Origin of the sequence: Mesorhizobium sp. WSM4310 (assembly GCF_007003935.1) — a bacterium.
Classification (GTDB): Bacteria; Pseudomonadota; Alphaproteobacteria; order Rhizobiales; family Rhizobiaceae; genus Mesorhizobium.
On sequence record NZ_VFTA01000012.1, the window covers coordinates 36,367 to 63,080 of the forward strand.

General features: G+C 61.6%; 25 protein-coding genes. 16 read left to right on the forward strand and 9 right to left on the reverse strand.

Annotated elements, in window-relative coordinates:
• Nucleotides 1-15 precede the first annotated feature (15 nt).
• Entirely contained in the window at nt 16-1,077 is a 1,062-nt protein-coding gene (locus FJV80_RS15105; RefSeq protein WP_142876797.1) for a glycosyltransferase family 4 protein, read from the reverse strand.
• A 174-nt stretch (nt 1,078-1,251) separates the two neighbouring features.
• Here FJV80_RS15105 and FJV80_RS15110 point away from each other — a divergent pair, with 174 nt between their 5' ends.
• The 3 genes from FJV80_RS15110 (at nt 1,252) to FJV80_RS15125 (ending at nt 5,162) form a co-directional block, all read left to right on the forward strand.
• Nucleotides 1,252-1,782, forward strand: a complete 531-nt coding sequence (locus FJV80_RS15110) for a hypothetical protein (RefSeq protein ID WP_246688973.1) — start codon at nt 1,252-1,254, stop codon at nt 1,780-1,782.
• 262 nt (nt 1,783-2,044) lie between these two features.
• Entirely contained in the window at nt 2,045-4,111 is a 2,067-nt protein-coding gene (locus FJV80_RS15115) for an acyltransferase family protein (RefSeq protein ID WP_142876798.1), read from the forward strand.
• Nucleotides 4,112-4,463: 352 nt separating this feature from the next.
• Nucleotides 4,464-5,162, forward strand: a complete 699-nt coding sequence (locus FJV80_RS15125; protein WP_142876800.1) for a CBS domain-containing protein — start codon at nt 4,464-4,466, stop codon at nt 5,160-5,162.
• Between the two features lie 301 nt (nt 5,163-5,463).
• Here the strand turns inward: FJV80_RS15125 and FJV80_RS15135 are convergent, their stop codons facing one another.
• The 3 genes from FJV80_RS15135 to FJV80_RS15145 all read right to left on the reverse strand — a co-directional run bounded on the left by FJV80_RS15135 (nt 5,464) and on the right by FJV80_RS15145 (nt 9,275).
• On the reverse strand, nt 5,464-5,733 hold the full coding sequence (locus FJV80_RS15135) for a DUF6455 family protein (protein WP_095774464.1): 270 nt from the start codon (nt 5,731-5,733) through the stop codon (nt 5,464-5,466).
• Between the two features lie 114 nt (nt 5,734-5,847).
• On the reverse strand, nt 5,848-8,466 hold the full coding sequence (gene mgtA, locus FJV80_RS15140; protein WP_246688974.1) for a magnesium-translocating P-type ATPase: 2,619 nt from the start codon (nt 8,464-8,466) through the stop codon (nt 5,848-5,850).
• A complete protein-coding gene (locus tag FJV80_RS15145) occupies nt 8,466-9,275 on the reverse strand; it encodes a universal stress protein (protein WP_179296501.1) in 810 nt (269 codons plus the stop codon). The genes mgtA and FJV80_RS15145 overlap by 1 nt, the downstream gene beginning before the upstream one ends.
• A gap of 228 nt (nt 9,276-9,503) precedes the next feature.
• On the opposite strand from FJV80_RS15145, the gene FJV80_RS15150 reads away from it, so the two are divergent.
• The gene (locus tag FJV80_RS15150) at nt 9,504-11,015 is read left to right on the forward strand and encodes a PAS domain S-box protein (protein WP_246688981.1); all 1,512 of its coding nucleotides are present in this window, start codon (nt 9,504-9,506) and stop codon (nt 11,013-11,015) included.
• Nucleotides 11,005-11,619 (forward strand): response regulator FixJ, encoded by a 615-nt coding sequence (gene fixJ, locus FJV80_RS15155; RefSeq protein ID WP_095788842.1) that lies wholly within the window; start codon nt 11,005-11,007, stop codon nt 11,617-11,619. Before FJV80_RS15150 ends, fixJ begins: the two co-directional genes overlap by 11 nt.
• A 2-nt stretch (nt 11,620-11,621) precedes the next feature.
• Here the strand turns inward: fixJ and FJV80_RS15160 are convergent, their stop codons facing one another.
• The 3 genes from FJV80_RS15160 to FJV80_RS15170 all read right to left on the reverse strand — a co-directional run bounded on the left by FJV80_RS15160 (nt 11,622) and on the right by FJV80_RS15170 (nt 12,748).
• Nucleotides 11,622-11,891, reverse strand: coding sequence for a hypothetical protein (locus tag FJV80_RS15160; RefSeq protein WP_246688975.1), 270 nt, complete (start codon nt 11,889-11,891; stop codon nt 11,622-11,624).
• 95 nt (nt 11,892-11,986) lie between these two features.
• Nucleotides 11,987-12,340 (reverse strand): cytochrome c, encoded by a 354-nt coding sequence (locus tag FJV80_RS15165; protein WP_095774297.1) that lies wholly within the window; start codon nt 12,338-12,340, stop codon nt 11,987-11,989.
• Nucleotides 12,341-12,364: 24 nt separating this feature from the next.
• Nucleotides 12,365-12,748, reverse strand: coding sequence for a phasin family protein (locus tag FJV80_RS15170; protein WP_246688976.1), 384 nt, complete (start codon nt 12,746-12,748; stop codon nt 12,365-12,367).
• Between the two features lie 378 nt (nt 12,749-13,126).
• Between FJV80_RS15170 and hemA the strand changes: the two genes are divergently transcribed.
• The 4 genes from hemA to FJV80_RS15190 all read left to right on the forward strand — a co-directional run bounded on the left by hemA (nt 13,127) and on the right by FJV80_RS15190 (nt 16,060).
• Nucleotides 13,127-14,404: a 5-aminolevulinate synthase gene (gene hemA / locus FJV80_RS15175; protein ID WP_142876805.1), complete on the forward strand. Its 1,278-nt coding sequence runs from the start codon at nt 13,127-13,129 to the stop codon at nt 14,402-14,404.
• 64 nt (nt 14,405-14,468) lie between these two features.
• Nucleotides 14,469-14,903 (forward strand): DUF2267 domain-containing protein, encoded by a 435-nt coding sequence (locus FJV80_RS15180; RefSeq protein ID WP_142876806.1) that lies wholly within the window; start codon nt 14,469-14,471, stop codon nt 14,901-14,903.
• A gap of 3 nt (nt 14,904-14,906) precedes the next feature.
• On the forward strand, nt 14,907-15,614 hold the full coding sequence (locus FJV80_RS15185; protein ID WP_095775430.1) for a phosphoribosyltransferase: 708 nt from the start codon (nt 14,907-14,909) through the stop codon (nt 15,612-15,614).
• Nucleotides 15,614-16,060, forward strand: coding sequence for a pyridoxamine 5'-phosphate oxidase family protein (locus FJV80_RS15190; protein WP_095775429.1), 447 nt, complete (start codon nt 15,614-15,616; stop codon nt 16,058-16,060). Before FJV80_RS15185 ends, FJV80_RS15190 begins: the two co-directional genes overlap by 1 nt.
• Before the next feature lie 72 nt (nt 16,061-16,132).
• Here FJV80_RS15190 and FJV80_RS15195 read toward each other — a convergent pair whose 3' ends face one another.
• Entirely contained in the window at nt 16,133-16,969 is an 837-nt protein-coding gene (locus FJV80_RS15195; protein WP_142876807.1) for a universal stress protein, read from the reverse strand.
• 171 nt (nt 16,970-17,140) lie between these two features.
• On the opposite strand from FJV80_RS15195, the gene FJV80_RS15200 reads away from it, so the two are divergent.
• Together FJV80_RS15200 and FJV80_RS15205 are read left to right on the forward strand one after the other, a co-directional pair.
• Nucleotides 17,141-17,539, forward strand: coding sequence for a cytochrome c (locus tag FJV80_RS15200; RefSeq protein WP_095789733.1), 399 nt, complete (start codon nt 17,141-17,143; stop codon nt 17,537-17,539).
• A gap of 29 nt (nt 17,540-17,568) precedes the next feature.
• On the forward strand, nt 17,569-19,146 hold the full coding sequence (locus tag FJV80_RS15205) for an AAA family ATPase (RefSeq protein ID WP_246688977.1): 1,578 nt from the start codon (nt 17,569-17,571) through the stop codon (nt 19,144-19,146).
• 19 nt (nt 19,147-19,165) lie between these two features.
• Here FJV80_RS15205 and FJV80_RS15210 read toward each other — a convergent pair whose 3' ends face one another.
• Nucleotides 19,166-21,847 carry a bifunctional acetate--CoA ligase family protein/GNAT family N-acetyltransferase gene (locus FJV80_RS15210; protein WP_142876809.1) on the reverse strand — a complete coding sequence of 894 codons (2,682 nt, stop codon included), beginning with the start codon at nt 21,845-21,847 and terminating at the stop codon, nt 19,166-19,168.
• Nucleotides 21,848-22,013: 166 nt separating this feature from the next.
• On the opposite strand from FJV80_RS15210, the gene FJV80_RS15215 reads away from it, so the two are divergent.
• The 5 genes from FJV80_RS15215 (at nt 22,014) to FJV80_RS15235 (ending at nt 26,706) form a co-directional block, all read left to right on the forward strand.
• Nucleotides 22,014-23,867, forward strand: a complete 1,854-nt coding sequence (locus tag FJV80_RS15215; protein WP_095793750.1) for a heavy metal translocating P-type ATPase — start codon at nt 22,014-22,016, stop codon at nt 23,865-23,867.
• A 27-nt stretch (nt 23,868-23,894) separates the two neighbouring features.
• Entirely contained in the window at nt 23,895-24,344 is a 450-nt protein-coding gene (gene trxC / locus FJV80_RS15220) for a thioredoxin TrxC (RefSeq protein ID WP_095789731.1), read from the forward strand.
• A gap of 14 nt (nt 24,345-24,358) precedes the next feature.
• Nucleotides 24,359-25,609 carry an MgtC/SapB family protein gene (locus FJV80_RS15225; RefSeq protein ID WP_142876810.1) on the forward strand — a complete coding sequence of 417 codons (1,251 nt, stop codon included), beginning with the start codon at nt 24,359-24,361 and terminating at the stop codon, nt 25,607-25,609.
• Nucleotides 25,610-25,696: 87 nt separating this feature from the next.
• Nucleotides 25,697-26,083, forward strand: a complete 387-nt coding sequence (locus FJV80_RS15230; RefSeq protein ID WP_095775423.1) for a hypothetical protein — start codon at nt 25,697-25,699, stop codon at nt 26,081-26,083.
• A gap of 32 nt (nt 26,084-26,115) precedes the next feature.
• Entirely contained in the window at nt 26,116-26,706 is a 591-nt protein-coding gene (locus FJV80_RS15235) for an NAD(P)H-dependent oxidoreductase (protein ID WP_095789729.1), read from the forward strand.
• Nucleotides 26,707-26,714: the final 8 nt, after the last annotated feature.

Sequence of the window (26,714 nt, forward strand, 5' to 3'; positions counted from 1 at the left end):
CGGACGGGTGAAGGCCTACGAAGCTCTGCTTTGCTCATGGCCGTTGCGCAGCCGGGAATAAGCCTCGACGTAGTCCCTGGCCATTCTGTCGGCTGAAAACCGCCTTTCGAACACCGCCCTTATGCGCCGCCTGTCGAGCTGCAGGAGAGCCGGCATCGTGGCGACCGCATCCTCGATGGTCTCGACGACGAAGCCGGTAACCCCATAGTCGACGATTTCGGGCATGGCGCCGCAACTCCAGGCCATGACCGGAGTTCCACAGGCCATGGCTTCGATCACGGCAAGACCGAAGGGTTCGGGCCAATCGATCGGAAACAGCAGGGCGGCAGCATTGCCAAGAAACCTGCTCTTCTGGTCCTCGCCGATTTCGCCCACATATTCGACCCGGTCGCCATCGATCATCTGTTGCACGACTTCCTCGAAATAGGCGCGGTCGCCATCGCCGATCTTAGCCGCTAGCTTGAGTTTCAGCCCGGTGCGGCGGGCGATGTCGATCGCCCGGTCCGGCCGCTTGTCGCGCGACATCCTGCCGAGAAAGGCAAGATAGCCGCCATCCGAACCTGCCTCGAAATCGGGTTCGTAGAGATCGACGGGCAGGCCGTGATGGATCGTGGCAAGCCAGTTGGCGGACGCAAACCGCGCCCGCTGGCTGCGCGATATGGAAACCATCGGGAAGCGTGGGAACCGGTCATAGGCCTGCGCGAGATCCGCGTAATCCAGCCTGCCATGCGGCGTCGTCACCGTGCGCTGCGGCATGTCGCGGAAAAACGGGAAATGCAGAAAATGGCTGAGGTGGAAATGAATTACGTCAAAATCGTCGGCGCGTTTCCTCACCTCGTCGAGCATCGACAGATGCGCCGCGATCTCGGACTTCAGCGGGCGCGGATCGAGACGAAGCGCCCGCTCGCGGCATGGCACGAGTTTGGCGGAGGTCTTCGTGTCGCCGCTGGCGAACAGGGTCACGTCGTGGCCGAGGTCGACGAGGGCTTCGGTCAGGTAGGAGATGATGCGCTCGGTGCCGCCATAGAGCCTTGGCGGAACGGATTCGTACAGCGGCGCGACATGAGCGACCTTCATGGCCCGGCCTTCCCTCAATGCACTGGTCATGGAACGAAATGCTTCAGCCGCAGGATCGTTCCGGCCCATTGGCGGGTGCGACGAAATGATCGAAGGACGTTTGATGTCCGATCAAGCCGCCCTATTTCCTTTTGGCCGCCGAATTTGCGCGCACGGCAGGCCAGGGAGGCTCCGGTGGAACCCAAGGATGTGCAGGAACCCAGGGACATTGCAGCCCGCCGCCTGAGGATGATCATCGAACAATATGTCGAGGCCAGAAAACGGAGTTATGACTTCGTGTCGACGGATCTGGCCGCCAGGGTGATCCGCAAGATCCTGAAACCCGCGGACCCAGCCCTCTCCGACCGTAAGCTCGACGATATGGTCGCCGCCGTCGCCGTCAAGAACGGCCTTGCGGTCGTCTTCGATCGTGGCGTCAGAGCACCGACCGATGGCACCGTGGCCGACCTGAGCAGAAAGGAACCGACCATGCGAGCACCAAGGGAGACTCCCGATGTTGCCGGCGCGGTGGATGCCATTCTGGCCACCCAGACCGCCCCGATTTCCCAAAACTCCCCGCTTTCCCAAATTACTCCGCTTTCAATGAGCGCAGTGATCTCGTTGCTGCGCGAACGAACCGGCACCAAGCGATCGGACGCGGATCTGGAAGGCCTGATCGCCAAGAAGGCTGCCGTCCTGGACGTGCATTTGTCGCGGAACGGCTGAACGGTCGGTCGCAACGCGCTGCGGAGGCCTGCGAGCGAGGCGAATGTCCTCCCTCGCGACATTCGGTTGCAGCCGAAAGCCACGGACCGGCCCCACAACGCCCTCGAACGAAACAAATCCTGTGTCCGGCCTTTCCCATGATCGGCACATCCTGTAATTGCCCGCAGGTTCAGGCTGCCGCGCTTCAACTGGCGTCTGGCTGGCCTTAACCGGAACGTTATCCGATCGGATTTCTTACCTACAAGAACGTGTGTTTCGTCCAATGGCCGATAATTTTGGTTCGACGTCGGAACGCTCGTCGAAGGACTATCTGGCTTTCCTTGACGGGCTCCGGGCCATCGCGATCCTGTCAGTAGTGTTCTACCATCTGTATGGCGACCGCTTCCCCAATGGTTTTTTAGGGGTTGATGTTTTCTTCGTAATTTCTGGTTTCGTCGTCAGCTATACCGTGTCGAGGCGCTACCGCGGCCAGTCCGCTTTTCATTTTGTCTTGGAATTCTATGCGCGCCGATTCACAAGAATCATGCCGGCCCTGTTGCTGTGCTTATTGGTCAGTGCACTCGCCACCTTTCTGTTTGTTCCGGACGCATGGCTGAGCACATCAATCAGCAAAACCGCTTCTTCGGCCTTCGTCGGCCTGAGCAACATCTTCCTGGCCAAGGGAACCGACTATTTTTCACCCGTGACCGAGTTTAACCCATTCACCCACACGTGGTCTCTTGGGGTTGAGGAACAATTCTACGTCGTCTTCCCGCTGCTGTTCTTTCCTTGGGTCATGGGACCGCGCGGGAAGAGATTCTCGGCGCTTGTATACGGTGCGCTCGCCGTCGCGTCGGTGGCGATATGGCTTCATCTACTGGATGCGAAACCGCTTCAGGCCTTCTATATGCCCCATGCTCGCTTTTGGCAGTTGGCATGCGGCATATTGTGCTTTCAGCTTGTCAGCCGGATAGGGGAACGGACGGGCTTCGAAAGGCATTGCAATCTTGCAGCCACGACCGCGCTGATAGGACTCGTGGCAACGTTCGCGCTCGACTTTGGCCAGGGCTCCGAAGGGCTTGAGAACATCGCTGCGGTTGCCTGCACAACAGTCTTGATCGGATGCCTCTACTACCTGGGAAGCGACCGTGCGCCACACTTTGCGGTGTTGGAAATAAAGCCCGTCAGGTTCGTCGGATGGATCTCTTATTCTCTCTACCTGTGGCATTGGCCAGTCTTCGTGATCGCAAGATGGACGATGGGCACCGAAACCACCGCCACAAAATTGGCGGCGTTGCTGGTCGCCGTGGCGTTCAGCCTCGGCTCGTATTTCTGGATCGAAACACCGACGCGTCGAATGCGGCTTCTGAGAACCGCCCCCGACATAGCCGTTGTCGCCCTCTTTCTGGCTGTCATCGCTGCTGCATTTTTTAGCTTCAAACTGATGCGCGACAATCGATATGAAATCGCCTTGAGCACGGTCATGAGGAATCGAGGCGAATGGTATGCGACCTCACCAGACACCTCTCCCCAGTCTCCTGGTTGCGCCGTCGTCACGGAAACTGTGGAAGAAGCGCTGTTCTTCACCAAAGGTGGGTGCCCGGCCGAAGGGCGTAGCGAGACCATGTTCGTGCTGGGCGACTCTCACGCGGGAGCCTACATTCCTCTCCTGAAGCGCTTCACGCTCGAAACCGGTATCCGAACAGTGGTGGTGTCGACCGCCGGTTGCCCGTTTGTCAGCTTGGATCTTCGCCACGACACTGAGCCGACGTGCGCTCATGCCACGGCTGCCGGTGCGGCCTACATAGCCAAGCTTGCCAAGCCTCGCGACCTGCTGTTCCTGCCCTCGCTCCGGCTGACTCGACTTAGCCTTCAATGGGCTTCTGGCCCCGACAGCAGCCCGCAGAGCAGCGAGCAGCAGAGGGAACAAGCCGTCAAGAACGCTATCGATCAACTTACCCCCCTCTCCAAGGCGGGACTGTCGATTGTTTTCGAAGGCCCAAAGCCAATCTTCAGGGCCCCGGCATTTCGATGCAGTGATTGGTTCAATTCAATGAACCCGTCCTGTACCAACGGATTCGACATCGATCGAAAGCTGATAGTAAATCTTCGATCACCAATTTTGAAGGGCTACGCTGAGATATCAGCGGCTGTGCCGAATGTTCACGTCTGGGACCCTTTGCCTACGCTGTGCCCACAAGTTACATGTTCGGCATTCAGGAACGGACACCCGTTGTTCTTCGACGGCGATCATGTCACGGCCTATGCCAATTCGCTTCTGGTGGAGGACTTCGTGTCGAAGATCGAGTCCACAATCTCCAAAGACCAAGTAGCACGCTTTGGGATGTGAACCACGTGCCGGCCGGCTTTGATCGCAGCAATGCCACAAGGGCGGCCTGGTTGTGCGCCTTGGCTTTGGACGCGGAACCGTGACACGCGGGTTGTAACGATCGCCATTCCTCTGATCGAAATTTGCGGTGCATTTCTGGTCACTGCGACGGCCTACCACGGTGGACTGCTTGTCTACGAACTTGGCGTGAACGTCGCCAAGACCGCGATAGCTGGTCGACCGGTTCGCGCCCTGTCATTCACGGCTCCAGCCTTGGACCATTTGCCTCCACCGACAAATGATTCAGATCAAGGCGCTTCGTGCATATGAAAGCTAAAGAAGCCGGACGTTGGAGAAACTCCGGAGAGCGAACATGCAAGCCGAAGCCATAATGAGCAAGCCAGTCGTCGGCATAGATCCGTCCGCATCGATCGCCGAGGCCGCCGGGTTGATGCTCTCCAAAAAGCTCAGCGGCCTCCCCGTCATTCGCAACGACGGCAGGATGGTGGGGATCGTCAGCGAGGGCGATTTCCTGCGACGCGGGGAACTGGGTACGGAGCGCAAGCGCTCGCGCTGGCTGGAATTTCTCGTCAGCCCAGGAAAGGCCGCCGACGAATATGTCCGCGCCAATGGTCGACGGGTTGAAGAGGTGATGTCGCAGGATGTCGTGACGGCATCCCCTGCGGCATCACTCGCGAAAGTCGTCGAGCTCATGACGCGTCACCATGTCAAACGCATTCCCGTCGTAGAAGCTGGGAAAGTCGTTGGCATCATCACCCGCTCTGATCTTCTGCGGGCATTGCTCGGCGTCCTTCCGGATGGAGGCGCTACGGTCATCGATGACGAACAGATTCGGCAGAACATCGCTACCGAGCTTGCGAGGCAGAAATGGGCTGGCAACGATTTGATCAACGTGATGGTGGACAAGGGCGTGGTGACACTGAGCGGCGCCATCTTCGACGAACGCGAGCGCCAGGCAGCAATAGTCGCCGCCGAAAACGTCGCCGGCGTCAATGCAGTCAAGGACAATCTCTTCTGCGCCGATCCCGTGTCGGTCGTCCTTGTTTCGTAGCGGAGCTGACATTGATCCGCAGCAAGGCACCATTGCCCTCTGTGTTGCCAGTCCTCGCCCAAGGCTTCGTCGCGCCTAGGGCGCGACCATGGGTATCAATGGTCGAAGGAGCAACAGGGCAAAGGCAATAAGCGCCGCGCCCGCAACTTTTTCTGCCAGTGTTTTGCCTCCGCAGAAGCGCCGCCCCAGCAAAAGCCACACCCGGTGGAACGTAAACCTATCAACTGCAACACGTGGCTTGCGTTGACTCTCGTTAAAAACACGGACAGCACGACATCGTCCAGGCTGAGTATTCGAATGATTACCGTTGACCGGCCGCATGCCGCAACCGAGCGATCAGGTCGCTGTTGCGGCAATAGTCTGGCGGGTTATCGGCTTGCTGATGTTCGTCGAGCCAAACCGAGCATTCGTCCTGGTGCCCGCAGGATTGGCAGCGGTCCACCGCCCGGTTGGTGACGGCGGTATGGTCTGCCACGACCTTCAATTGTCTGTCGACGCCCAGCTTCCGCATCATGCGGTCCATCAAGGTGGTTCTGGCATCAATTGAAATCAGGTAATCCAGAAAGGTCATGGTGATCACTCCTGCCTAGTGGCCATCATTGGCATGTTGGCGGCAGGCGGCGTTGATCTCGATCAACAGGCGGCATCGTTGCCGATCCCTGAGCCCCCAACAGGGAGCATGGCGTTAAACCTTGGCCACAAGGCGATCGAGAAAGGACCGCTGACCGGCAAGCAACTTCTTGCGGGCCCGGCTCTCTTGTCCGAAAAACCAGCGCTTGGTCGCCTCCGAGGCGAGTAGATAGAGCGCGGTAATTGCGACAAGTCCGGCAAGTACGGGCAGAGGCAAGGGCACGAAGCCGAACCAGGCCGCAAACGGCAGATAGGGGATCATGATCGCGATAATCCCGACAGCCAATGTAAGCCAGGCAAGCAACGGGCTTGGACGGCTCGCCCAGAAAGCCCTGTGCGTGCGCACAATGAGCACGATGGCAAGCTCCGTCAGCAACGACTCGACAAACCAGGCGGTCTGGAATGCGGCCTCCGTGGCATGCGCGAAGAACAGAAGGAATGCGAAGGTCGCGAAGTCGAACAGCGAACTGACCAAGCCAAAGCTGATCATGAACCGCCGCACAAAACGGATATCCCAGTGGCGAGGTCTGTGCAGTTGGTCGGGATCGACGTTGTCACTTGCAATGGCGAGTGAAGGAACGTCGGAAAGGAAATTGTTGAGCAGGATCTGCTTGGCCAGAAGCGGCAGGAAAGGCAGGAACAGCGAGGCGACAGCCATGCTGATCATGTTGCCGAAATTGGCGCTGGTGGTGATGGAAATGTACTTCATCGTGTTCGCGAAGGTCTTGCGGCCATCGTCGACGCCGCGCACCAGCACGCCGAGATCCTGCTTGAGAAGGATGATATCGGCCGCCTCGCGCGCGACATCGACGGCGCTGTCGACCGAGATGCCTATGTCTGCCTCATGAAGGGCGGGCGCATCATTGATGCCGTCGCCCAGGTAACCAACGACACGGCCCCTGCTCCGCAAAGCCTGAACGATGCGCTCCTTCTGGTTGGGGTCGATCTCGACGAAGACGTCGGTGTGCTGCACGCCTGCGAAGAGCGCGCTCTTCGTCAATTTCGAAAGCTCCTCGCCGGTCATGATCCTGTCGGCCCGCAAGCCGATCGCCTGGGCGAGATGCGCGGCAACGTAACGGTTGTCGCCAGAAATGACCTTTACCGCGATGCCGCGCTGGGCGAGTTCGGCAAGCGTCTCCTTGACGCCTCTCTTTGGCGGGTCGAGGAAAAGCAGGAAGCCCGCGAAGGCGAGATCGATCTCGTCTTTCCTGCTGAACGTTTTCTGGCGCTCAAACCGACGGATTGCCAAGCCCAGAACGCGGTAGCCGCCCGCGCTCCAGCGTCGGAATTTTTCCTCGATTGCCGCCCGGTCCATTTCATTGAGAGGTTCCAGCCCCTTGGCTGTTCGGACGAAGCTGCAGGTTTCGAGGACATTTTGTACGGCACCTTTGGTAATCAGAAGATCCTGGGCGTCCTTGTTCCGCACCACGACCGATAGTCGCTTGCGAATGAAATCGTAGGGGATTTCGTCGACTTTCGTGAAGGCCGCCAATGATGCGCCCTCGCCTGGCGCACCGGCGATTGCTTCGTCCAGTGGATTCTTCAGTCCGGTCTGCAGGGTCGCGTTGAGACGTCCCCAGAGCAGGATATCGGTTGATGGATTGCCGTCGACATCGAGCCATCCATCCAGGTGGATAACGCCTTCAGTCAGCGTCCCCGTTTTGTCGGTGCACAACAAATCCATGCTGCCCAGGTTCTCGATGGCATCGAGACGGCGCACGATGACGCCATTGACTGCCATCGCGCGAGCCCCTCGAGCCAGTGTCACGCTGATGATGGCCGGGAGAAGTTCGGGCGTAAGACCAACCGCCAGTGCCAGCGAAAACAGCAGCGATTCAATGAGCGGCCGATGCAGCATCAGGTTGGCGAAGAACACCAGGATGACAATCGCCAGCATGATCTCAGTCATCAGATAGCCGAACAGCCTGATGCCCCGGGCAAACCCTGTTTCGGGGATTTGTCGCTCCAGGGCCGCGGCGATCGACGCAAATTCCGTGCGGGGGCCGGTTGCTGCTGCAAGCACGGTTGCGGTGCCGCTACGGACGGATGTTCCCGTAAAGACCGCGTTGGTGCGCAGCGTGAGCGCGGCATCCGGCGCCGAGCGTCCCGGTGTCTTCACGGCGGGAAAGGTCTCGCCGGTCAGCACGGCCTCGCTGACATTGAAATCGCGCGCTTCCAGAATGATACCGTCGACAGGGATGAGGTTTCCGGCCGAAAGCCGGATCACGTCGCCCGGCACGATGTCGTCGGCGGCGACCGAGCACTCGGCGCCGTCGCGCAACACAATAGCCTTGCGCGAAATACGCTGTTTCAGTGCTTCGGTCGCCCGCGACGCACCGTACTCTTGGGTGAAGCTCAGGACGCAGCTTGCCAGCACGATCGCGCCGATGATCGCAGCCTCCTGGCCATCCCCGACGAAGGCCGATACGCAGGCCGCGAAAATGAGGATTAGGACCAGCGGGCTGCGGAACTGGCGGGCAAACACTGCCAAGGCCGACGCGCTTGACGTCGACGCGGGTGTGTTTCGGCCGAATTTTGCGAGCCTCGATGCCGCCTCGGACGAAGCAAGCCCCGAGACTGAGGTCTCAAGGCGTAGCAGGAGGTCATTGGTCTCGATCGACCAATAGGCACCGTCCTCTGGTGAGACGGATTGCTGGTCAGCCTCGCCTATCATCAATACGACATGAAGCGGTTGATGCCGCTCTCTTCGATCAGCGTGCGGGTAACACCGCCGAACGCCCATTCCCGCAAGCGACTATGGCCATAGGCGCCCGAGACGATGAGGTCCGTATGGATCGAGCGTGCGAATGTCAGCAACCGGTCGCCATCAGCCTCACCGGCGATCAGCTCGGTTCGCGCCTTGATGCCATGGTGCTCGAGAAAGACCGCGACATCGGCGAGGCTGTCGCGAATGCTTTCGTCGCGGTCGGTGTCAATCGTGGCAATCACGACTTCGCTGGCTTTGGCCAGGAAAGGCAACGCATCAGCCATCGCCCGCCGCGCCTCCCTGGTGTCCTTCCACGCGACAAGAACGGTTTTTGCAAGGACGTGCTCGACGTTGGTTGCGGCGACCAGGACCGGACGCCCGGTGCCCAGTGTCAGGCTGCCGACATCCACGGCGCGAAACACATTGTCTCCTGCCTGGCCGGTAACGACGAGGTCGGCCGCTCTGGCGGAAACACAGAGGAACCGGGTCGGACTGCAAACAGCTTGCCCCCATTCGCTGAAGATCGAAGCCGGAACCAGCCTTTCGAACTCGGCTCGCAGTTCTGCAAGCCGCTTTTCGATTTCCGTCCGTTGGATCTGCATGATCTCGCCTTCGTAGACCATGCCCTGGCCAGTCGCGACCAGGGGCGGAACATCCGCTGCCGCCAGACCGATGAGACGGGCTCCAAACCGTTCCGCCAGTTCGACCCCAACGTTTACGATCGGTGCGGGAGGTGCATCCACCGCAAGGTTTACGATGATCGACTTGTAGCACATTGCCGGCCTCTTTTCTGAAACGCAGGAATGCGCGATGAATTGCATTCGCGGGCGCCCGGCACCTTGATGCGCATCAAATGGCCCGACGCTGGCATTCCACGCGGAAGCCCCGATCCGTTTTGCGTGTGTGGCGAGAAGTGATAACTACGCCTTCGGCAAGTCTTTCGAATCCAGGGGCGTCAGCAGGTGAGCCAAGACGAAGCGCTTATTTTGTCGGCCGACGGGCCGATGCTGAAATCCGTCTTGTCGCAGATGTTCGAGCAGGCACCGGGCTTCATGGCGCTGCTGCAAGGACCAGACCATGTCTTCGAACTGACCAATGCGGCCTACCAAAGGCTTATCGGAGACCGGCAAGTCATTGGAAAGTCCATCCGCGATGCCTTTCCGGAACTTGAGGGACACGAATTTTTCGAACATCTGGATCAGGTGCACAAGACCGGCGTGCCCTACAGGGGACAAGGTGTGAAGGTCGGCCTCCGCAACCATGAAGACGGGCCGATCGAAGAGCGCATCCTTGATTTCGTCTATCAGCCGATCAAGGGCGATGACGGGCGGATCACCGCGATCTTCATTGAAGGCACGGATGTCAGCGAACTCTCCTTTGCCAACGCCGCCCTTCGGTTGCGTGAGGATCATTTGCGTTCGATCCTGGCCACTGTGCCCGACGCCATGGTCGTCATCGACGAACAGGGGCGGATCCAGTCCTTCAGCACCGCTGCCGAAACGCTGTTCGGCTACCAGTCAAGCGAGGTCATCGGGCAAAACGTCAATCTGCTGATGCCCTCGCCCTATCGCGACGAGCATGATGCCTATCTGCTTCGCTATTTGACGACAGGAGAGCGTCGGATCATCGGGCTCGGCCGCACCGTTACCGGGGCACGCAAGGACGGCACGACTTTCCCGATGGAGCTTTCCGTCGGCGAGATGCACCCGGGAACCGGACGCTTCTTCACGGGCTTCTGCCGCGACCTGACCGAACGCCACCGGGCGGAAGCGAGAATCCAGGAGCAGCAGCAGGAGCTTCTCCATATGGCGCGGTTTACCGCTCTCGGCGAAATGGCTTCGACCTTGGCCCATGAGATCAACCAGCCGCTTACGGCGATCACGAACTATTTGAAAGGCAGCCGGCGACTTCTCGAGAACAGCAAGGAAGAAAATGCGCCAATGCTGCGGGATGCCGTGGATAAAGCCGCCGAGCAGGCCCTGAGGGCGGGAAACGTCATCAGGCATCTGAGGGATTTCGTTGCAAGAGGCGAAAGCGAGCGCCAGGTCGAACGACTGCCGACGCTGATCGAGGAAGCTTCGTCCCTGGCACTGGTCGGAGCACGGGAGATAAACGTCCTCGTCAGCTACAAGCTCGACCGTGCCGCCGAACTGGTGTTGACCGATCGCATCCAGATCCAGCAGGTTCTGCTCAACCTGATGCGCAATGCCGTAGAGGCAATGCAAGGCTCGCCGCGCCGCGAATTGACGGTCACAACTGTCGCCCGCGATGATGGAATGGCCGAAGTGAGCGTGATCGATACTGGCCCAGGCCTTGCCCCGGAGGTCTCGGCGCAACTCTTCCAGCCCTTTGTGACCACCAAGAAGCACGGCATGGGCGTCGGGCTTTCGATTTGCCGCACCATCGTTGAATCGCATGGCGGTCACATATGGGCCGAGGCAATGCCGACCGGCGGGACGGCTTTCCGGTTCACCTTGCGCATCGTGGAGAAGGAAGAGGTCTCAAATGGCCGATAGTGATCTGGTGCACGTGGTCGACGACGATGTGGATGTTCGCAAGTCGCTCGGTTTTCTTCTGGCGACAGCGGATTTTGCGGTGCGCCTGTACGAATCGGCCACCGCTTTTCTGTCAACGGCAACGGGCAGGCTCGAGGGCTGCATCGTCACCGACGTACGCATGCCGGGTATAGACGGTATCGAGTTCCTGCGGCAGCTCAGAGCCGGCGGCCATACGATTCCGGTTATTGTCATGACAGGCCATGCCGATGTGGCGCTCGCCGTCCAGGCGATGAAGGAGGGAGCCGCCGACTTCATCGAGAAGCCGTTCGATGACGAGATGCTGATCGAGGCGATCCGTTCCGCATTGGCCAACCGCAACCAGGCGCATGCGGCGCATCCCCGGTCGGCGGATATCCGCGATCGCCTGTCCACCTTGTCGGAGCGCGAGCGCCAGGTGCTGGATGGGCTGGTGTCCGGCCTGCCGAACAAGACGATCGCATATGATCTGGGCATCAGCCCGCGCACCGTCGAAATCCACCGGGCCAATGTCATGAGCAAGATGGCGGCAGGCAGCCTGTCACACCTCGTGCGCATGGCACTTATCGTGGAGTCCAAATCCTAGACTTATCGGCCAGGCTGAAGTCCATCGTCCTCGTTGAGCGTTTTCTCCATCATCCAATCGCGCCAATGGGTCGGTCGGATATCGACACGCGCGCCGGTGGTCACGTTCTTCCAACCCTCCCCCACCCTTTGGCAGGGAAATACAAGCGCGTGCGCGCCGTCCTCGTCAAGGACGGCAAGTTCGAGATCGCGACCAAACGGAGCGTTTAGGATTGGCTTCCACATCGTATCAAGATGTCCGCAAACGATGGGCCGCGCTTTGATCTGCATCATTTTCTGGAATCGCCCCGATCGCCGTCGGAATGAGGTCGTTCTTGCCGCTCCTGATCGGATCCACCCCGGCTGTGCCTACTCTGCTGGTGTCTCGATCACGGTTGCTGCAGGCTGCTGATATAGGCGATGATCGCCTCGATCTGGTCAGGGCTCGCAACCCACTCAGGCATGTCCGGATGTCCCGTCGAGATGCCTTCCGCGAGAGCTTCCTCGAGATCCGCGATCGGATAGCGCTTCGACAAGGTGCGAAAGGCGGGCGCATCCGGATGGCTGCTCTTGTCGGTTCTGCCAACCGCGTGGCATCCGGCGCAATTGAACTCAACCAATGCCTTGCCGCGTTCGACCGTGCTATTTGCCAAGGCTGGCGGTGCGCAGCCAAGCCAAACCGCCACCAACACGGAAATCCACGCGCAATATCTGCGGCTGCTATTGTCCATACGGGTGTTCATGGCTGCCAGCCTCCGCATTTCCCCTCAAGCGACTGTCCTCGCCGCTATGCCTTCAATCGCGTTTCTGGCTTCCTTGCGCACCAGCCCGGCCGATTCCGATGCAAGCTTGGACGTCAGTGTCGCAACCTTGCCGGCTTCGGTGACATAGTCCGAGGCCGCATTCTGCAGGAAGGTGGAGACGACCTCGAAGGCATCATTGAATTCAGGACCACCGATGAGATCGTCCGCCAGCTTGATATCCCGCTCGCAACGATGCCTCAGAAAGGCAAGCGTTTCGATCTGATAACGCATCATCGCCTTGAAGGCGTGCGCCTGGAGTGACACGGCGGCAAGAACCGCCTTCTGGCCATTTTCCGCCATTGGCAGCAGCTGCGTGCCGGATCGCGGCGGTCCTGGATAGCTGTGCATGATCGGCTGCTCCGTTGCGAGATGCCGCAACGCTAATGCCATTCGCCTCGGGGTCGTTGATCAGGATCAAGCCCTTTGACCTTTGCCGGGTAGGCAGCCCTTCAGATTGGTCGAGAGATTTACGGCTGATCTGATCATTGCGGGCGGTTACGGCCCAGCCGTGTCCGTGAAATGGCCTTTGGCGGCGTGACGCATTCTGTGCTGCGCAGCGGATCGCTGCATCGATTCATATCGAACTGAGCAAAAACACCTTCGCCCCTGAAGTTGACCTGAATCAAGGTCGCCCCTTCCCGCAAGGGGTTACGTCTAGCCCCGCCAAATGAGCGAGGAACCGGTGCGGCGACACCTGCGATCGTTCCACAGAAAAGGAGTTCGGACATGAACTACCAGCGGTTCTTCGAAGAAGCGATCGACCAGCTCCACGCGGAGCGGCGCTATCGTGTCTTCGCCGACCTCGAGCGCATCGCGGGCAAGTTTCCGCGTGCCATCTGGCGCTCCAATGGCCGCGCCGAGGAAATCACCGTCTGGTGCTCCAACGATTATCTCGGCATGGGCCAGCACCCCGACGTCATCGCCGCGTTCCAGGACGCGGCCGGCAAGATGGGCTCGGGCGCCGGCGGCACCCGCAACATTTCCGGCACCTCCAACCCGCTGGTCGAGCTCGAGCATGAGCTTGCCGACCTGCACGGCAAGGACGCGGCCCTGGTCTTCACCTCCGGCTTCGTCTCCAACGAAGCCTCGATCTCGACCATCGCCCGGCTGTTGCCCAACTGCCTGATCATCTCGGACGAGCTGAACCACGCCTCGATGATCGAAGGTGTTAGGCGCTCCGGCGCCGAGAAGAAGATCTTCCGGCACAATGACGTCGCGCATCTGGAAAGCCTGCTGCAGGCGGCGGGGCGCGAACGCGCCAAGCTGATCGTCTTCGAAAGCGTCTATTCGATGGACGGCGACATCGCGCCGATCCGGGAGATCGTCGAGCTCGCCGAGCGCTACAACGCCATGACCTATATCGACGAGGTGCATGCGGTCGGCATGTACGGACCGCGCGGCGGCGGCATCACCGAGCGCGAGGGCCTGGCCGACCGCATCGACATCATCGAAGGCACGCTGGCCAAGGCATTCGGCACGCTGGGCGGCTACATCACCGGCACCAGCGCGGTCATCGACGCGGTGCGCTCCTATGCGCCGGGCTTCATCTTCACCACGGCGCTGCCGCCGGCGATCGCGGCCGCGGCCACCATCTCGATCCGCCATCTCAAGCACTCGCAGGCCGAGCGCGACGCCCAGCAGCGGCAGGCCGCGCGGACCAAGCAGATCCTGTCGGCCGCCGGCCTGCCGGTGATGGACTCGCCAACCCATATCGTGCCGGTGCTGGTCGGCGATCCCGAACTCTGCAAGATGGCCAGCGACCGCCTGCTCGGCGTGCACGGCATCTACATCCAGCCGATCAACTACCCGACCGTGCCGCGCGGCACCGAACGTCTGCGCATCACGCCGACACCGTTCCATTCCGATGCGCTGATCGCCGAGCTGCAGGACGCGCTGGTCGAGACCTGGGATGCGCTCGGCATTCCCTACGGCTCGGCAGGACGGCCCATTGTTGCGAAGAGCGATCGGATCGTTCCGCTGATCATGGCGAAGGCCGGAGGCTGAAGCGGCCATGTGCTCAGTCGTCTTCATCCATTTCGGCTTCCTCTGAATTTTAGGGAGTAGAACCATGAGCCACATGTCCCACACCTCTTTTTCCGGCTTCACCCACGCTGCGCAGCAGGCACAGCAGTGGGTAAAAGAGCTCGCCGCTGATCTCCGCTGGAGCGAGCCAAGTGCGTGCCGGCTTCTAAGGTCCGTTCTGCACGCGATGCGAGATTGGTTGCCGCCGGCGGAAACGGCCGATTTCTCGGCGCAACTGCCCGTTTTGATTCGCGGCATATACTTCGAGGGCTGGGCCCCATCGGCGCCTGGGCATGAGCGCAAGAAGCGTGATTTTGTCCTCACCGTCAGAAACAGCTTCGGCTACGATGACGACGTCGATTTCGACGTCGCCATCAGGGCGGTGTTCAAGCTGCTCGATCGCCATATATCGCATGGTGAGATCACTCAGGTGAGAAACTCGATGAAGAAGTCCCTTCGCGAACTCTGGCCGGCGGATTGAACAATGTTTCGCGACCGTAAGCAGGCAGGAGAGAGACTCGGCATCGAATTGGCCGGGCTCGATCTTTGCCAGCCGGTCGTTCTCGCGCTGCCTCGCGGTGGGGTTCCTGTCGCCGCCGAAGTCGCCAAAGCCCTGGGCGCGCCTCTCGACGTACTCGTCGTCCGCAAAGTCGGTGCCCCGGGCAACGCGGAACTGGCGGTAGCCGCTGTCGTGGATGGCAATCCACCCGACGTCGTGCTCAACCGGGAGATCGTCGAGGCTTATGCGCTCGACGATGCCGAACTTGCCTCGCTGGTCGCTCTCGAACGCCCGGAACTCGAACGTCGGCGCCTCGCCTACAAGGGTAATCGCAGGTCGTTGTCAGTAGGAGGTAAAACGGTGATCCTCGTCGACGACGGGGCAGCAACCGGAACGACCATGAAAGTCGCCATACGCGCGCTCAGGCACCGGGCGCCCAGGGAGATCATCGTGGCGGTTCCGGTGTCTCCTCCGGATACATTGGCCGATTTGGCGACGGAGGCCGATCGCGTGGTATGTCTTAGCCAGCCAGGGCGGTTCCGTGCATTGGGTTATCACTACCTGCGGTTCCCGCAGCTTTCCGACAGTGAAGTGACAGCCGCGCTGGATGAGGCTGGCCGGCTGTACAAGACCCGCAAGCGCCATATGGTGGGCGACGGGTCGGCGGCAGAGAAGAACAGGAGATCACATTGATGCTGGTCCGCACGCTTTCTGCCTTGGAATGCACGAAAATCCTGACGGCCAATCGTGTTGGCCGCCTGGCATGCGCGAAGGACGGGCAGCCCTACGTCGTGCCCCTCTACTATGCCCATTCGGATGCTCATCTTTATGCTTTTTCCATGCCAGGCAAAAAAATCGAATGGATGCGGGCCAATCCGCTGGTGTCGGTCCAGGTCGACGAACACGGGCAGGGCCGAGGATGGAGAAGCGTCATTGTCGATGGCCGATATGAAGAGCTGCCGGATCGTATCGGGTACAAGCTTCAGCGGGATCATGCCTGGTCTGTGTTGAGCAAGCACACCGACTGGTGGGAACCCGGCTCACTCAAGCCGGTCGCGCCTCCCGCTGCCGACAATGCACCGCATGTTTTCTTCCGGATTCTGATCGAGCAGGTCTCCGGGCGAGAGGCGAGCGAGTAAATACGCGACCCTTCAAGAATGGGAGCGGGCCGGCGCAAACCGCACCGGCCCGCTTTTTCCTCGTGCGAACCGCTACCGCGCCATCAAGACCGGCAGCGATTGCCCCTCAAGCATCGACTTGGTGACGCCGCCGAAAACGCGCTCGCGCAACCGGGAATGACCGTAGGCACCCATGACCATCAACTCGGCCGCAACGTCGCCGGCATGCTGGCGAAGCACTTCGGCAACCGAATGGTTCGAGCTCGGCAGCCGGTCAACCGTAACCTTCACGCCGTGCCGGGCAAGATAGGTCGCGGCATCGGCCCCCGGTTCGGCCCCGTGATGGAATTCGCCCTCCAACGGATCGACCATCACGAGGCGCACGTCATCGGCGCCTTTCAGCAGATCCAGCGACTCGCGAACAGCGCGCGATGACTCAAGGCGAGCGTCCCATGCGACCAGGATGCGTTTCGGTGTCAGCGTTGGCCGCGAGCCCTCGGGAACCACGAGCATGGGCTTTCCCGATGAGAACAAGACGCCCTCGATGACCTTATCCTTCAAAGTGTGGCCGGCCAGCAGATCCGGCCCCAGAATGGTCAGATCGGCGTAGCGAGCACGCCTCCCGATCACGTCGTCGGCCCATCCAATGTCGGGATAGTCGTCACTCAGATCAGCCGATACCGCACTTCGGGAAAGAAAGGCGGCGACATCCGAAATTCGTTTCTCAAGCCTCTTCAGCTCGGCCTGCCGCTCCTCCAGCCAGGCTGGCGAGACGACAGCAGCATACTCACCACCCGAGGGCGGTGCGGCAATCTCGAGGACGAGCACGGAAAGGTGCGCATCGATCTGTTCGCACAGGTCAGCGGCGAGCTTCAGATCGCCCCTGCCCTGGTTCGGCCCGGTAACTGTAAGCAGTGTCCTGAAAGTCACGCCGGCGACTCCTGATTTCGAGTGAAGGTTCAGTCGTGATGTCAGTCATTAGCGGCGGCGCCCGGTGATATCATTGCGCTGAGTCAAACACCGGAGTGGCGGCATTTGATCCGTATCAACGTGCGGGGAAGCCAACGCTGTAGTTTCGGTCGATCAATCGGGGAAACGCAGATGAAATTCCTGATCGCGGCGATTCTGGCGGGATTGGCCCTCAACGCGGCTGGCGCCCAGGAACTCGGCAACGGCAAGGCGGAATACATGAACTCATGCGCCGTCTGCCATGGCCCAGACGGCAAGGGCGACGGCCCGTTGGGCGACGAGTTGTTGAAGCGGCCGAGCGACCTGACGCGCCTCTCCAGGCGCAATGGCGGCGAATTCCCTTATTGGCGCGTTTTTGCCGTCATCGACGGTCGCGGCATGGTGCCGGCGCATGGCGATCGCGACATGCCGGTCTGGGGCCGGCAATTCCTTCCCGGTGACGTGAAGAAATATGGCCCGAATGCCGGGGAAATCGTCACCAGGGAACGGATCCATGATCTGGCCGGTTATGTCGAGACGTTGCAGCAATGAAAGCACAAGGCCCAAACAGTCTCAGCACGATGCCTGCATGGAAGAGGCCGGACATGGTCGTTGACGAGCAGCAATCCGCTATCGCGTTCCTGCTTGATCCCGCCTCCTATGGCATGACGGGACCGGTCGAAGCGATCGAGACCCATATATCGCGAATTTTCTTGATTGGTGGACGTGCCTTTAAGATCAAACGGGCGGTCAAGCTGCCCTATGTCGATTTCTCGACGCCAGCACTAAGGCTGGCCGCTTGCGAGAAAGAGGTGGAACTCAACGCCAAGACCGCACCCGGCCTTTATCTGGGCGTGCGGCGCATTACCCGCGAAGTCGACGGCAAACTCGTTTTCGATGGTGCCGGCCAAATGGTCGATGCGGTGATCGAGATGGTCCGGTTTGATCAGTCGAGGCTCCTTGATCGGATGGCGACCGCAGGAGAACTGACGCCAGCGTTGATGACGGCCGTCGCACGCATGGTCGTGGGATATCATCGTGCCGCGCCGAAGATCCACAACGGCACCGGCTCGTTCAATTTGATGGGCGTGCTCGACATCAACGAGGCCGGCTTTGGCACCAGCCATGTTTTTACAAAGCGGGAGATCGAGACGTTTGCCGCGGCTTTCCGCACCGCACTCGCGCGCCATTCCGGATTGCTGGATCGCCGGGAGGCTGCGGGCAAAATCCGCCAGTGTCATGGCGATCTGCACCTGCGCAACATCTGCCTTTTCGATGGCGAGCCTCGCCTCTTCGATTGCATCGAATTCAATGACCAGATCGCCAGCATCGATGTCTTGTACGACCTTGCCTTCTTGCTGATGGACCTTTGGCATCGCGGTTTCCCAGAGCTCGCCAATCTCGTGATGAACCGCTACCTCGACGAGGCCGATGACGAGGATGGCTTTGTCCTGCTGCCTTTCTTCATGGCGGTGCGCGCAGCGGTGCGCGCGCATGTCACAGCCACCCAGGTCGAGGAAGGCAGCGCCGATTCCGGCAAATTGACTGCCGAGGCCCGATCCTATTTCGAACTGGCCCGAACATTTCTGCAGCAAACGCCGCCGAGGCTCGTTGCCATCGGCGGCCTCAGTGGTTCAGGCAAGACGACTATTGCCGAGGCGCTCGCCGCCCTCGTCGGTGCGCCGCCCGGAGCGCGCATAGTCGAAAGCGACCGCATCCGCAAAGCGATGCACGGCGTCCCCGCCGAGACCAGGCTGCCGGACAAGGCCTACCGACCGGATGTGTCCGACCGCGTCTACAACGAAATGGCATGGCGCGCCGGCCTGATTCTCTCCGAGGGCGGCTCGGTTGTAGCTGATGCGGTCTTCGACAGACCGGCCGATCGTGAGCGGATCGAGAAGGCGGCGCGAGACCGGGGTATTCCATTCTTCGGTTTCTGGCTGGAGGCGGATCCACTCGTCCTTTGGCAACGGGTCAGCGAACGCAAGGGCGGTCCCTCGGATGCAACGGTGGATATCCTCTCGCGTCAATTGCAGCGAAAAGCCGGCAAGGCCAGCTGGCGCAGGACCGATTCCGATCGAAAGCCCGTCGACATCGCCGCGGAACTGAGGAGATGTTGGCAGCGCGATGCTTCCGAGACCTTGCGCACGGCCTCCTGACTGTTGCGGATGATCGACCTCAACCGAGTTCGAGCTTGGCCTCGACAAGCCCCGGCTCGTTCGGAAGGCGCATGATGGAGAAGCCGAATTCACGGCACATTGCCAGCATCTTGCTGTTCTCACTGAGCACGATACCTTCGATGCAGCGGATCCCGTCGGCCTTTGCATAATCGATGATCTGGCTGAGCAACTCCCAACCCAGACCATGACCCTGCAAGTCCGTCCGCACCAGCAACGCGTATTCGGCGCTGACGTGGTCGGGATCGCAGGACAAGCGGCTGATGCCTGCCAGCGCGCCAGTGCTCGTGTCCAATGCGACGAAAGCCATGTTGCGGTCGTAGTCGAGCTGGGTGAGCCGCTTCAACATCTGGTCGGAGAAGCCTTTGCGCGGCGACAGAAACCGCAGGCGCAGATCGTCGGGCGAAATCCTGCCGAGGAATTCGGGATAGAGCGCAATGTCCGCCGGCCTGATCGGCCGGATACGATAGCGAGCGCCTCCTGCCGAAATTTCCTTCTCCCAACCTGACGGGTAAGGCCGGATGCACAGTGCGGGATTTGGCCCGGCTTCTTCCACGCGCTCCGGTTCGATCTCGATGCGTGCATCCAATGCGATCACACCGTCGGTGTCGGCGAGCAACGGATTGATGTCCATTGATACGAGGCACGGAAAGTCGACGACCATCTGCGACAGCCCGTTGAGCACCGCGACGATCGCCTGCCGATCCGCGGGTTTGCGATCGCGGAATCCGGCGAGCAGCCGGCCGATCCGCGTTTGCCCGATCAGGTCACCGGCAAGAACGTCGTCGAGCGGCGGCAACGCGATTGCGGTATCGTCGGTCACTTCAACGGCGACGCCACCCGCCCCGAACAGCAGAACCGGGCCGAAAATTGGATCGCGGCTGACACCAAGGATCAGTTCCTGAGCCTGCTTTCGCACCACCATCGGCTGTACGGCATAACCCTCGATATCGGCCTGGGGGTCGTGCTTGCGCAACCGGGCCTTCACCGAGCGGGCGGCCTCCTCGGCTGCCGCCGCGGATGCTATGCCGAGCACCACCCCGCCAATGTCCGATTTGTGCGAGATCGCCTTTGACAGCAGCTTGACGACGACCTGCTCGGATGTCTTGAGAAGCCGGCTCGCCGCTTTCCCCGCTTCGGCAGGGGATCTGGCGATGATCGTTTCGGGCACCGGGATGCCGTAGGCGGAAATCGCCGCCTTGGCCTCGGGTTCGGTCAGCATGCACCGGCCTTCCCTGGCGACCCGCCTGAATAGGGCAAGCACCGCTTCTCGACCGCTCGTGGCGGCCTCGCCGTGGCTCGACGGCGTACGCAGCAGGGCCCGCTGCGCTCGCGACCAGTCGGCGAGGTAGGATACGGCCGTCGCGGCATCAGCGGGTGTCTCGAGGCTGGCAATCCCGGCGTCCTGAAGAACACGTCGCCCTTCGCGCGCCGTGTGTTCGCCAAGCCAGCAGGTCAGGACCGGTTTGCCGCCGATCTTGCCGTCCTGCGCGAGCGTTGCCACCGCGCTTGCCGCAGCGAGCGGCGAGCCGAGCCCGGTTGGGCAGTTCATGACCAGGACAACGTCGGTCCCGGCATCGGCCGCGATGGCCTCGACCGCGGCCCGGTAACGCTCAGGCGGAGCGTCGCCGATGATGTCGACCGGATTGGCATGCGACCATGTGGCCGGCAGGACGGCATCCAGGCGGGCAATCGTTCCCGGTGCGAGTACGGCCAGTTCCCCGTTGCAGTCGACAAGTTGGTCGACGGCAAGCACGCCGGCGCCACCGCCATTGGTGACGATGCCGACGCGGGCTCGCTCCAGCGGAGCGAAGCGGGCGGTCGTTTCAACCGCATCGAACAACTCGGCCAGGCCTTTGACGCGCAGGATGCCTGCGCGCAGCAATGCGGCATCGACCACACGATCCGCCCCGGACAGCGCGCCGGTATGGGTGGCGGCGGCCTTGGCCGCCTGCTCGTGCCGGCCCGATTTGATAACGATCACCGGCTTGAGGCGCGCGGCGGCGCGCGCCGCCGACATGAACTTGCGCGGATTGGGAATGGTTTCGAGATACATCACGATGGCGTGGGTGTGCATGTCGCCCGCCAGCATGTCGAGGCAGTCCCCCACATCGACATCGGCCATGTCGCCGAGCGAGACGATCTGGGAGAAGCCGACATTGTTATCGCCTGCCCAGTCGATCAGCGACGTGGCAATGGCGCCTGATTGCGACAGCAGTGCGATGTTGCCAGGCTTGGCGGCCATATGCGCAAATCCGGCGTTGAGTTTGACGGGCGGGATCATCAGTCCGACCGTATTCGGCCCGATGATGCGGAACAGTGTGGGCTTGGCAGCGTCGAGCATGGCCTGACGCAGGCCGTTCTCGCGGGTAAGCCCGGCGGTGATCACGACCGCGGCCCGCGTCCCCCTGTCACCGAGCTCGCGCACGATGCCGGGAACCGTGTCCGGCGGCGTGACGATGACACCGAGGTCTGGAATATCAGGCAGAACGGCAGTCTTGGCGTAGCACGGCCGATTTCCAATTTCGGAATATTTCGGGTTGACCGGCCAGATCTCGCCTTCAAAGCCGCCGTTGACGATGTTGTCGAACACGACACGGCCGACCGAGCCGTCACGCCCTGATGCACCGAAGATGGCGACCGACTTCGGAGCGAACGCATATTCGAGATTTCGGATCGTCACCCCTATGCCTCCTGTTCGTAGCGATAATCGCCTGTCGATCTTGCCCGTTCGTTGCGTTGGATCAAAGTCTTCACCAGCCTGTCGGGACTAGCTGTTTGCTTGAGTTCGACACGCCCGTCAGTGCCAGCGAGAATTGGTGGGCATCGATCAAATCGGAAGGCATCGCATGAACGAGTCCACTCTGCGGCGCGCATTGCTGGTCATCGCGATCCTGGGTTTCGCTGGCGGCATCGGAGCCTGGCGAAGCGGGCTCGGGCCCTTTGATGCCGGCACGATCTGGACGGTGGCCACCTTGCCCGTGGTGGCGGCTCTCGCCATCTCCATTCTGCGTGATTTCTGGATCGGCCGCTTTGGTGTCGATGCAATTGCGTTGGTGTCCATGTCCGCCGCGCTGCTGCTTGGACAACCGCTGGCCGCGATAGTGGTCGCCATCATGTATGCCGGCGGCACCGTGCTCGAGGATTTTGCCCGCGGCCGTGCCGAGCGGAACCTCAAGGCACTCACCGACCGGTCACCGCGTGTCGCACACCGCGAATCGACACACGGAACGGAAAGGATTTCCGTCGAAAAGGTCGTTGTCGGCGACACCCTTCTGGTACGCGCCGGCGAACTGCTTCCGGTCGACGGTATCCTGCTCGATGCTTCAGCCTCGATCGATGAGTCCGCGGTGACCGGAGAGCCGCTGCCGGAACGACGGACCGCGGGCGACATGCTGCGTAGCGGTACTGTCAATGCGGGCGAGACCTTCAGCATGCGGGCTTCGGCCCTCGCCGAGGAAAGCACTTATGCAGCGATCGTGCGCATGGTCGCCGCAGCACAGACCGCGAAATCTCCGTTCATTCGCATGGCGGACCGCTTTGCCCTGTTCCTGTTGCCAGCCACTCTGCTGGTTTCCGGCGCCGCCTGGTATATTTCCGGCGACCCGATCAGGGCGCTTGCGGTGCTGGTCGTCGCAACGCCCTGCCCGCTCATCCTCGCTGCTCCTGTTGCGTTCATCGGCGGCGTCTCGCGAGCCGCACGGGCTGGCATCCTGATGAAAGGCAGCACGGCCCTGGAGGCCCTCGCGCAAGCCCGAACAGCGATCTTCGACAAGACGGGGACCTTGACCATCGGCGGCGCCGAGCTCATCGAAATCGAAGCCGCGCCCGGCCGCGACGCGAACCATCTGCTGCGCCTGTTGGCATCCCTGGAGCAGGCCTCGCACCATGTGCTCGCCGACTCGATCATCCGGACGGCGCGCGGCAGACAGCTGATGCTTTCGCCTCCGCGTGATGTCCGCGAGCATCGCGGCGCGGGCCTGAAGGGTCGGGTCGAAAACATGGCGATCGCGGCGGGATCGCGGGCTCTCGTGCTCGCCGACAAGCCGCTGCCCGGCTGGGCGAAAAGCGGCGAAGAAAAATACCGGGACGAGCCGGTGCTCAGGATTTTTGTCGCACTTGGCGGACGACTTGCCGGCGTGTTTACTTTCGGCGATGCGATGCGTGCCGATGCACACGACACGCTCGTCAACCTGCGCTCGGCCGGCATCACGCGCATGGTCTTGCTGACGGGTGATGACGGTGCCGCCGCAAAGCGTATCTCTTCCATGCTGGATCTGGACGCCGTCGTCGCCGATGCCATTCCCGCGGACAAGGTCGCGATCGTCGAGGCCGAGAAAGCAAGAGCGCCGACAATGATGGTTGGCGATGGCATCAACGATGCGCCCGCCCTTGCCGCGGCGACGGTCGGCGTCGCCATGGGCGCGCGCGGGGCGACAGCCTCGTCCGAAGCGGCCGATGTCATCGTTCTCACCGACCGGCTGGGGCCTGTCGCCGAGGCGGTGCGGATCGCCCGACGGACGCGTGCGATCGCCCTGCAGAGCATCGTTGTCGGGCTGGCGCTCTCGGGTGTGGCAATGGCTGCGGCGGCCATGGGGCAGATCGCACCGGTGGCAGGTGCATTGCTTCAGGAAGGGATCGACGTGGCGGTCATCTTGAACGCACTGCGCGCCCTTGGCGACGGACGTCTCCGGCGCGCATAGTGGACAACAACGGATCGGTGAACGGGCATGGCACAGCAGAATCTGGTGGTTTGCGGCAAATGCGGCGGGGTCAATCGCCTGCCGCCGGCGCGCAATGCCGACGAGGCCAAATGCGGAAAGTGCGGGAACAGGCTGTTTTCAGGTCACCCGCTGGACGTCGACGCCAAGGCGTTCGACCACGAGATTGCGCGCAGCAGTATTCCCGTTGTCGTCGACATCTGGGCACCATGGTGTGGCCCGTGCAAGATGATGGCTCCGGCCTACGAAGCGGCGGCGCGCGAACTGGAGCCACATGTTCGCCTGCTCAAGCTCAACTCAGACAATGAGCAGGGTGTTGCGGCAAGGCTCGGCATTCGCGGCATCCCGACGATGATCCTCTTCCATGGCGGGCGTGAAATCGCGCGCAGATCAGGCGCAATGACGGCAGGCCAGATCGTCGGGTGGGTTCGCGACCGTCTGTCGACGGTCGCCGCCTGAAAGCCGCAGCGGCAATGGATCCGCTTATCGCCCGGCTCGGACTGGCCCTGGCAATTGGCTTGCTCGTTGGACTGGAACGTGGCTGGCGCGAACGGGAGGCGCCCGATCGCAGCCGCACGGCGGGCATTCGCACCTTTGGCATATCCGGCCTGCTCGGCGGCGTTCTGGCCGCACTTGCCAACGCACTCGGTGCAGTATCGGTGCTGGTCGGCGGGTTCATCGCCTTTGCCGCAATCTTTGCCTGGTACAAGGCGCGCGAAGCTGCCCATGACGAGGATTTCAGTGTCACGAGCGTGATCGCGGGGCTTGGCGTTTTTGCGCTGGGCGCGCTTTCGGTCACCGACGACTATCGGGCGGCTGCCGCCGGCGGTGCGGCATTGGCGGCAATCCTGGCCAGCCGAGAGGTGCTGCACGGCCTGCTGAAGCGACTGACCTGGATCGAACTGCGATCGGCTCTCATCCTGGCGGTGATGACGGCGATCGTCCTGCCCTTGCTGCCGAACCGGACGATGGACCCGTGGGGAGGTTTCAATCCGTGGGAGGTCTGGTTCCTGACGGTGCTGATGGCCTCGATTTCGTTCGCTGGCTATGTGGCTGTTCGTATTCTGGGAAATACGCGCGGCCTGCTCGTCAGTTCGCTCGCCGGGGCGATCGTCTCGTCCACCGCCGTGACCTTGGCGCTTGCCCGCAACGCCGCTTCGGCAAGCAACCCGCTTTCGCTCGCAGGAGCGGCATCATTGGCTGCATTGGTTTCCGTGCTCCGCGTCTGCGCCGTGGTTCTGATCATCGAGCCGAGCGTCTTCGCCTGGGTCGGCATTCCGGCCATCGCGGCTGCCCTCGTCTTCGCTGCCTGCGGCGCATTGCTGCTGACCCGCGATAAAGGGAATGGCGAAGGGAGCGCCATGGCACGCAATCCGTTCGAACTTGGCCCATTGCTGCTCTTCGCCTTGCTCTTCGCGATCGTCGCGACCGCGAGCGCCGGATTGGCCGCCCAATTCGGCGGGCGCGGCTTGCTGGCGAGTTCGGCGCTTGCAGGTACGTTCGATGTCGATGTTGCGGTGCTCGGCGCGTTGCGCCTGGTCAAGCATTCCGTGTCCATCGAGACGGTGGGCCGGGCCGTGCTCGCGGCGCTGGCGGCAAATGCTGTCGGCCGGCTGTCGCTCGCGGTATTTGCCGGTCCGGTCAGATTCTGGGTGCCTCTGGCCGGCGCAACCCTGGCCGCTGCGGCCGCCGGCTACGGCGCCATGCTGTTGCTCGGCACCTGAAAGACGCGCGGCGACCGGGTTTTGTTTGATGCGGATCAAGGGCCAGGTCCAGCCACCGCTCTATGAAACTCCGTAAAGGAGTTTCCCATGACCAGTTTGAAGGATCTCACCCCCAAATTCCGCCACGTCCGGCTGCTGCTGGCCCGTGAAAAGGGTCACCCGGAAGGCGACCGCGAAGAGGGCTACGACGTGCTGGCTCCGCTGACCGGCGAAGGCCGGATCGATGCGGAAGAGTGGAAATCGCACAGGGCTTCCTGTCGCGTTCGCCGCTTCCGCACCGGCGAGGAGGACCTGATCGGCAGACTGAGGCGCAAGCCGGGCGGACAATGGTATTTCGACTACGCCGAAGGCGATCGCGACGACGAAATCGGCTTTCATCTCGGCGACGAACGGTTCGTGACCGGCGAATATGTGTCGATCGAGCGCAACGGCGCCATGCACACCTACCAGGTGGCACGGGTCGAGCGGCCTTGACGCCGCGACGACAGATTTGCTGCGAGTAGACCATGTCGCGACGCATCCTCATTGTGGTCGGCCATCCCGACCCGTCCCCCGAGCGGCTCTGCCGCGGCCTTGCCAAAGCCTATGGCGATGGCGCGGAGAAGGCGGGACACGCCGTGCGCCGGGTCGATCTGGCGGCGCTCGATTTTCCAATGCTGCGGACAATGCAGGAGTTCGAGCATGGTGCGGTTCCCGCCGGCCTCAGGGAGGCCGCCGACGCGATCGTCTGGGCCGAGCACATCGTCTTTGTCTTTCCACTGTGGCTCGGAACCATGCCGGCCATGCTCAAGGCATTCCTGGAACAGGTCATGCGGCCGGGAACCGCCTTTGCCTACCCGGACAAGGGCGGCGGCTTCACCAAGACATTGCTTCGCGGCCGCTCCGCACGCGTCGTGGTGACGATGGGCATGCCTGCCGTTCTCTACCGCCTGTGGTTCCTTGGACATGGCCTGGCCGGCATGCGGCGGAGCATCCTGCATTTCGTCGGCATCAGTCCGGTGCGTGAGACATTGTTCGGCATGGTCGCCGGCGCCGGCGATGCGACCCGTGCGAAGTGGATCCGGCAAATGCGCGGTCTGGGAGGACGGGCCGGATAATTCTCGAC

Coding starts and splice junctions, on each gene's coding strand:
- FJV80_RS15170 (WP_246688976.1), bottom strand. CDS start 12,748: ATGCACAGCTATCCAGGACCGCCGCGATCCGGCACGCAGCTGCTGCCA.
- FJV80_RS15150 (WP_246688981.1), top strand. CDS start 9,504: ATGCTGAAATCCGTCTTGTCGCAGATGTTCGAGCAGGCACCGGGCTTC.
- FJV80_RS15235 (WP_095789729.1), top strand. CDS start 26,116: ATGTCGCGACGCATCCTCATTGTGGTCGGCCATCCCGACCCGTCCCCC.
- FJV80_RS15135 (WP_095774464.1), bottom strand. CDS start 5,733: ATGACCTTTCTGGATTACCTGATTTCAATTGATGCCAGAACCACCTTG.
- FJV80_RS15160 (WP_246688975.1), bottom strand. CDS start 11,891: ATGATGCAGATCAAAGCGCGGCCCATCGTTTGCGGACATCTTGATACG.
- mgtA (WP_246688974.1), bottom strand. CDS start 8,466: ATGATAGGCGAGGCTGACCAGCAATCCGTCTCACCAGAGGACGGTGCC.
- trxC (WP_095789731.1), top strand. CDS start 23,895: ATGGCACAGCAGAATCTGGTGGTTTGCGGCAAATGCGGCGGGGTCAAT.
- FJV80_RS15190 (WP_095775429.1), top strand. CDS start 15,614: ATGCTGGTCCGCACGCTTTCTGCCTTGGAATGCACGAAAATCCTGACG.
- FJV80_RS15145 (WP_179296501.1), bottom strand. CDS start 9,275: ATGTGCTACAAGTCGATCATCGTAAACCTTGCGGTGGATGCACCTCCC.
- FJV80_RS15165 (WP_095774297.1), bottom strand. CDS start 12,340: ATGAACACCCGTATGGACAATAGCAGCCGCAGATATTGCGCGTGGATT.
- FJV80_RS15180 (WP_142876806.1), top strand. CDS start 14,469: ATGAGCCACATGTCCCACACCTCTTTTTCCGGCTTCACCCACGCTGCG.
- FJV80_RS15215 (WP_095793750.1), top strand. CDS start 22,014: ATGAACGAGTCCACTCTGCGGCGCGCATTGCTGGTCATCGCGATCCTG.
- FJV80_RS15200 (WP_095789733.1), top strand. CDS start 17,141: ATGAAATTCCTGATCGCGGCGATTCTGGCGGGATTGGCCCTCAACGCG.
- FJV80_RS15115 (WP_142876798.1), top strand. CDS start 2,045: ATGGCCGATAATTTTGGTTCGACGTCGGAACGCTCGTCGAAGGACTAT.
- FJV80_RS15225 (WP_142876810.1), top strand. CDS start 24,359: ATGGATCCGCTTATCGCCCGGCTCGGACTGGCCCTGGCAATTGGCTTG.
- FJV80_RS15205 (WP_246688977.1), top strand. CDS start 17,569: ATGCCTGCATGGAAGAGGCCGGACATGGTCGTTGACGAGCAGCAATCC.
- fixJ (WP_095788842.1), top strand. CDS start 11,005: ATGGCCGATAGTGATCTGGTGCACGTGGTCGACGACGATGTGGATGTT.
- hemA (WP_142876805.1), top strand. CDS start 13,127: ATGAACTACCAGCGGTTCTTCGAAGAAGCGATCGACCAGCTCCACGCG.
- FJV80_RS15125 (WP_142876800.1), top strand. CDS start 4,464: ATGCAAGCCGAAGCCATAATGAGCAAGCCAGTCGTCGGCATAGATCCG.
- FJV80_RS15105 (WP_142876797.1), bottom strand. CDS start 1,077: ATGAAGGTCGCTCATGTCGCGCCGCTGTACGAATCCGTTCCGCCAAGG.
- FJV80_RS15230 (WP_095775423.1), top strand. CDS start 25,697: ATGACCAGTTTGAAGGATCTCACCCCCAAATTCCGCCACGTCCGGCTG.
- FJV80_RS15185 (WP_095775430.1), top strand. CDS start 14,907: ATGTTTCGCGACCGTAAGCAGGCAGGAGAGAGACTCGGCATCGAATTG.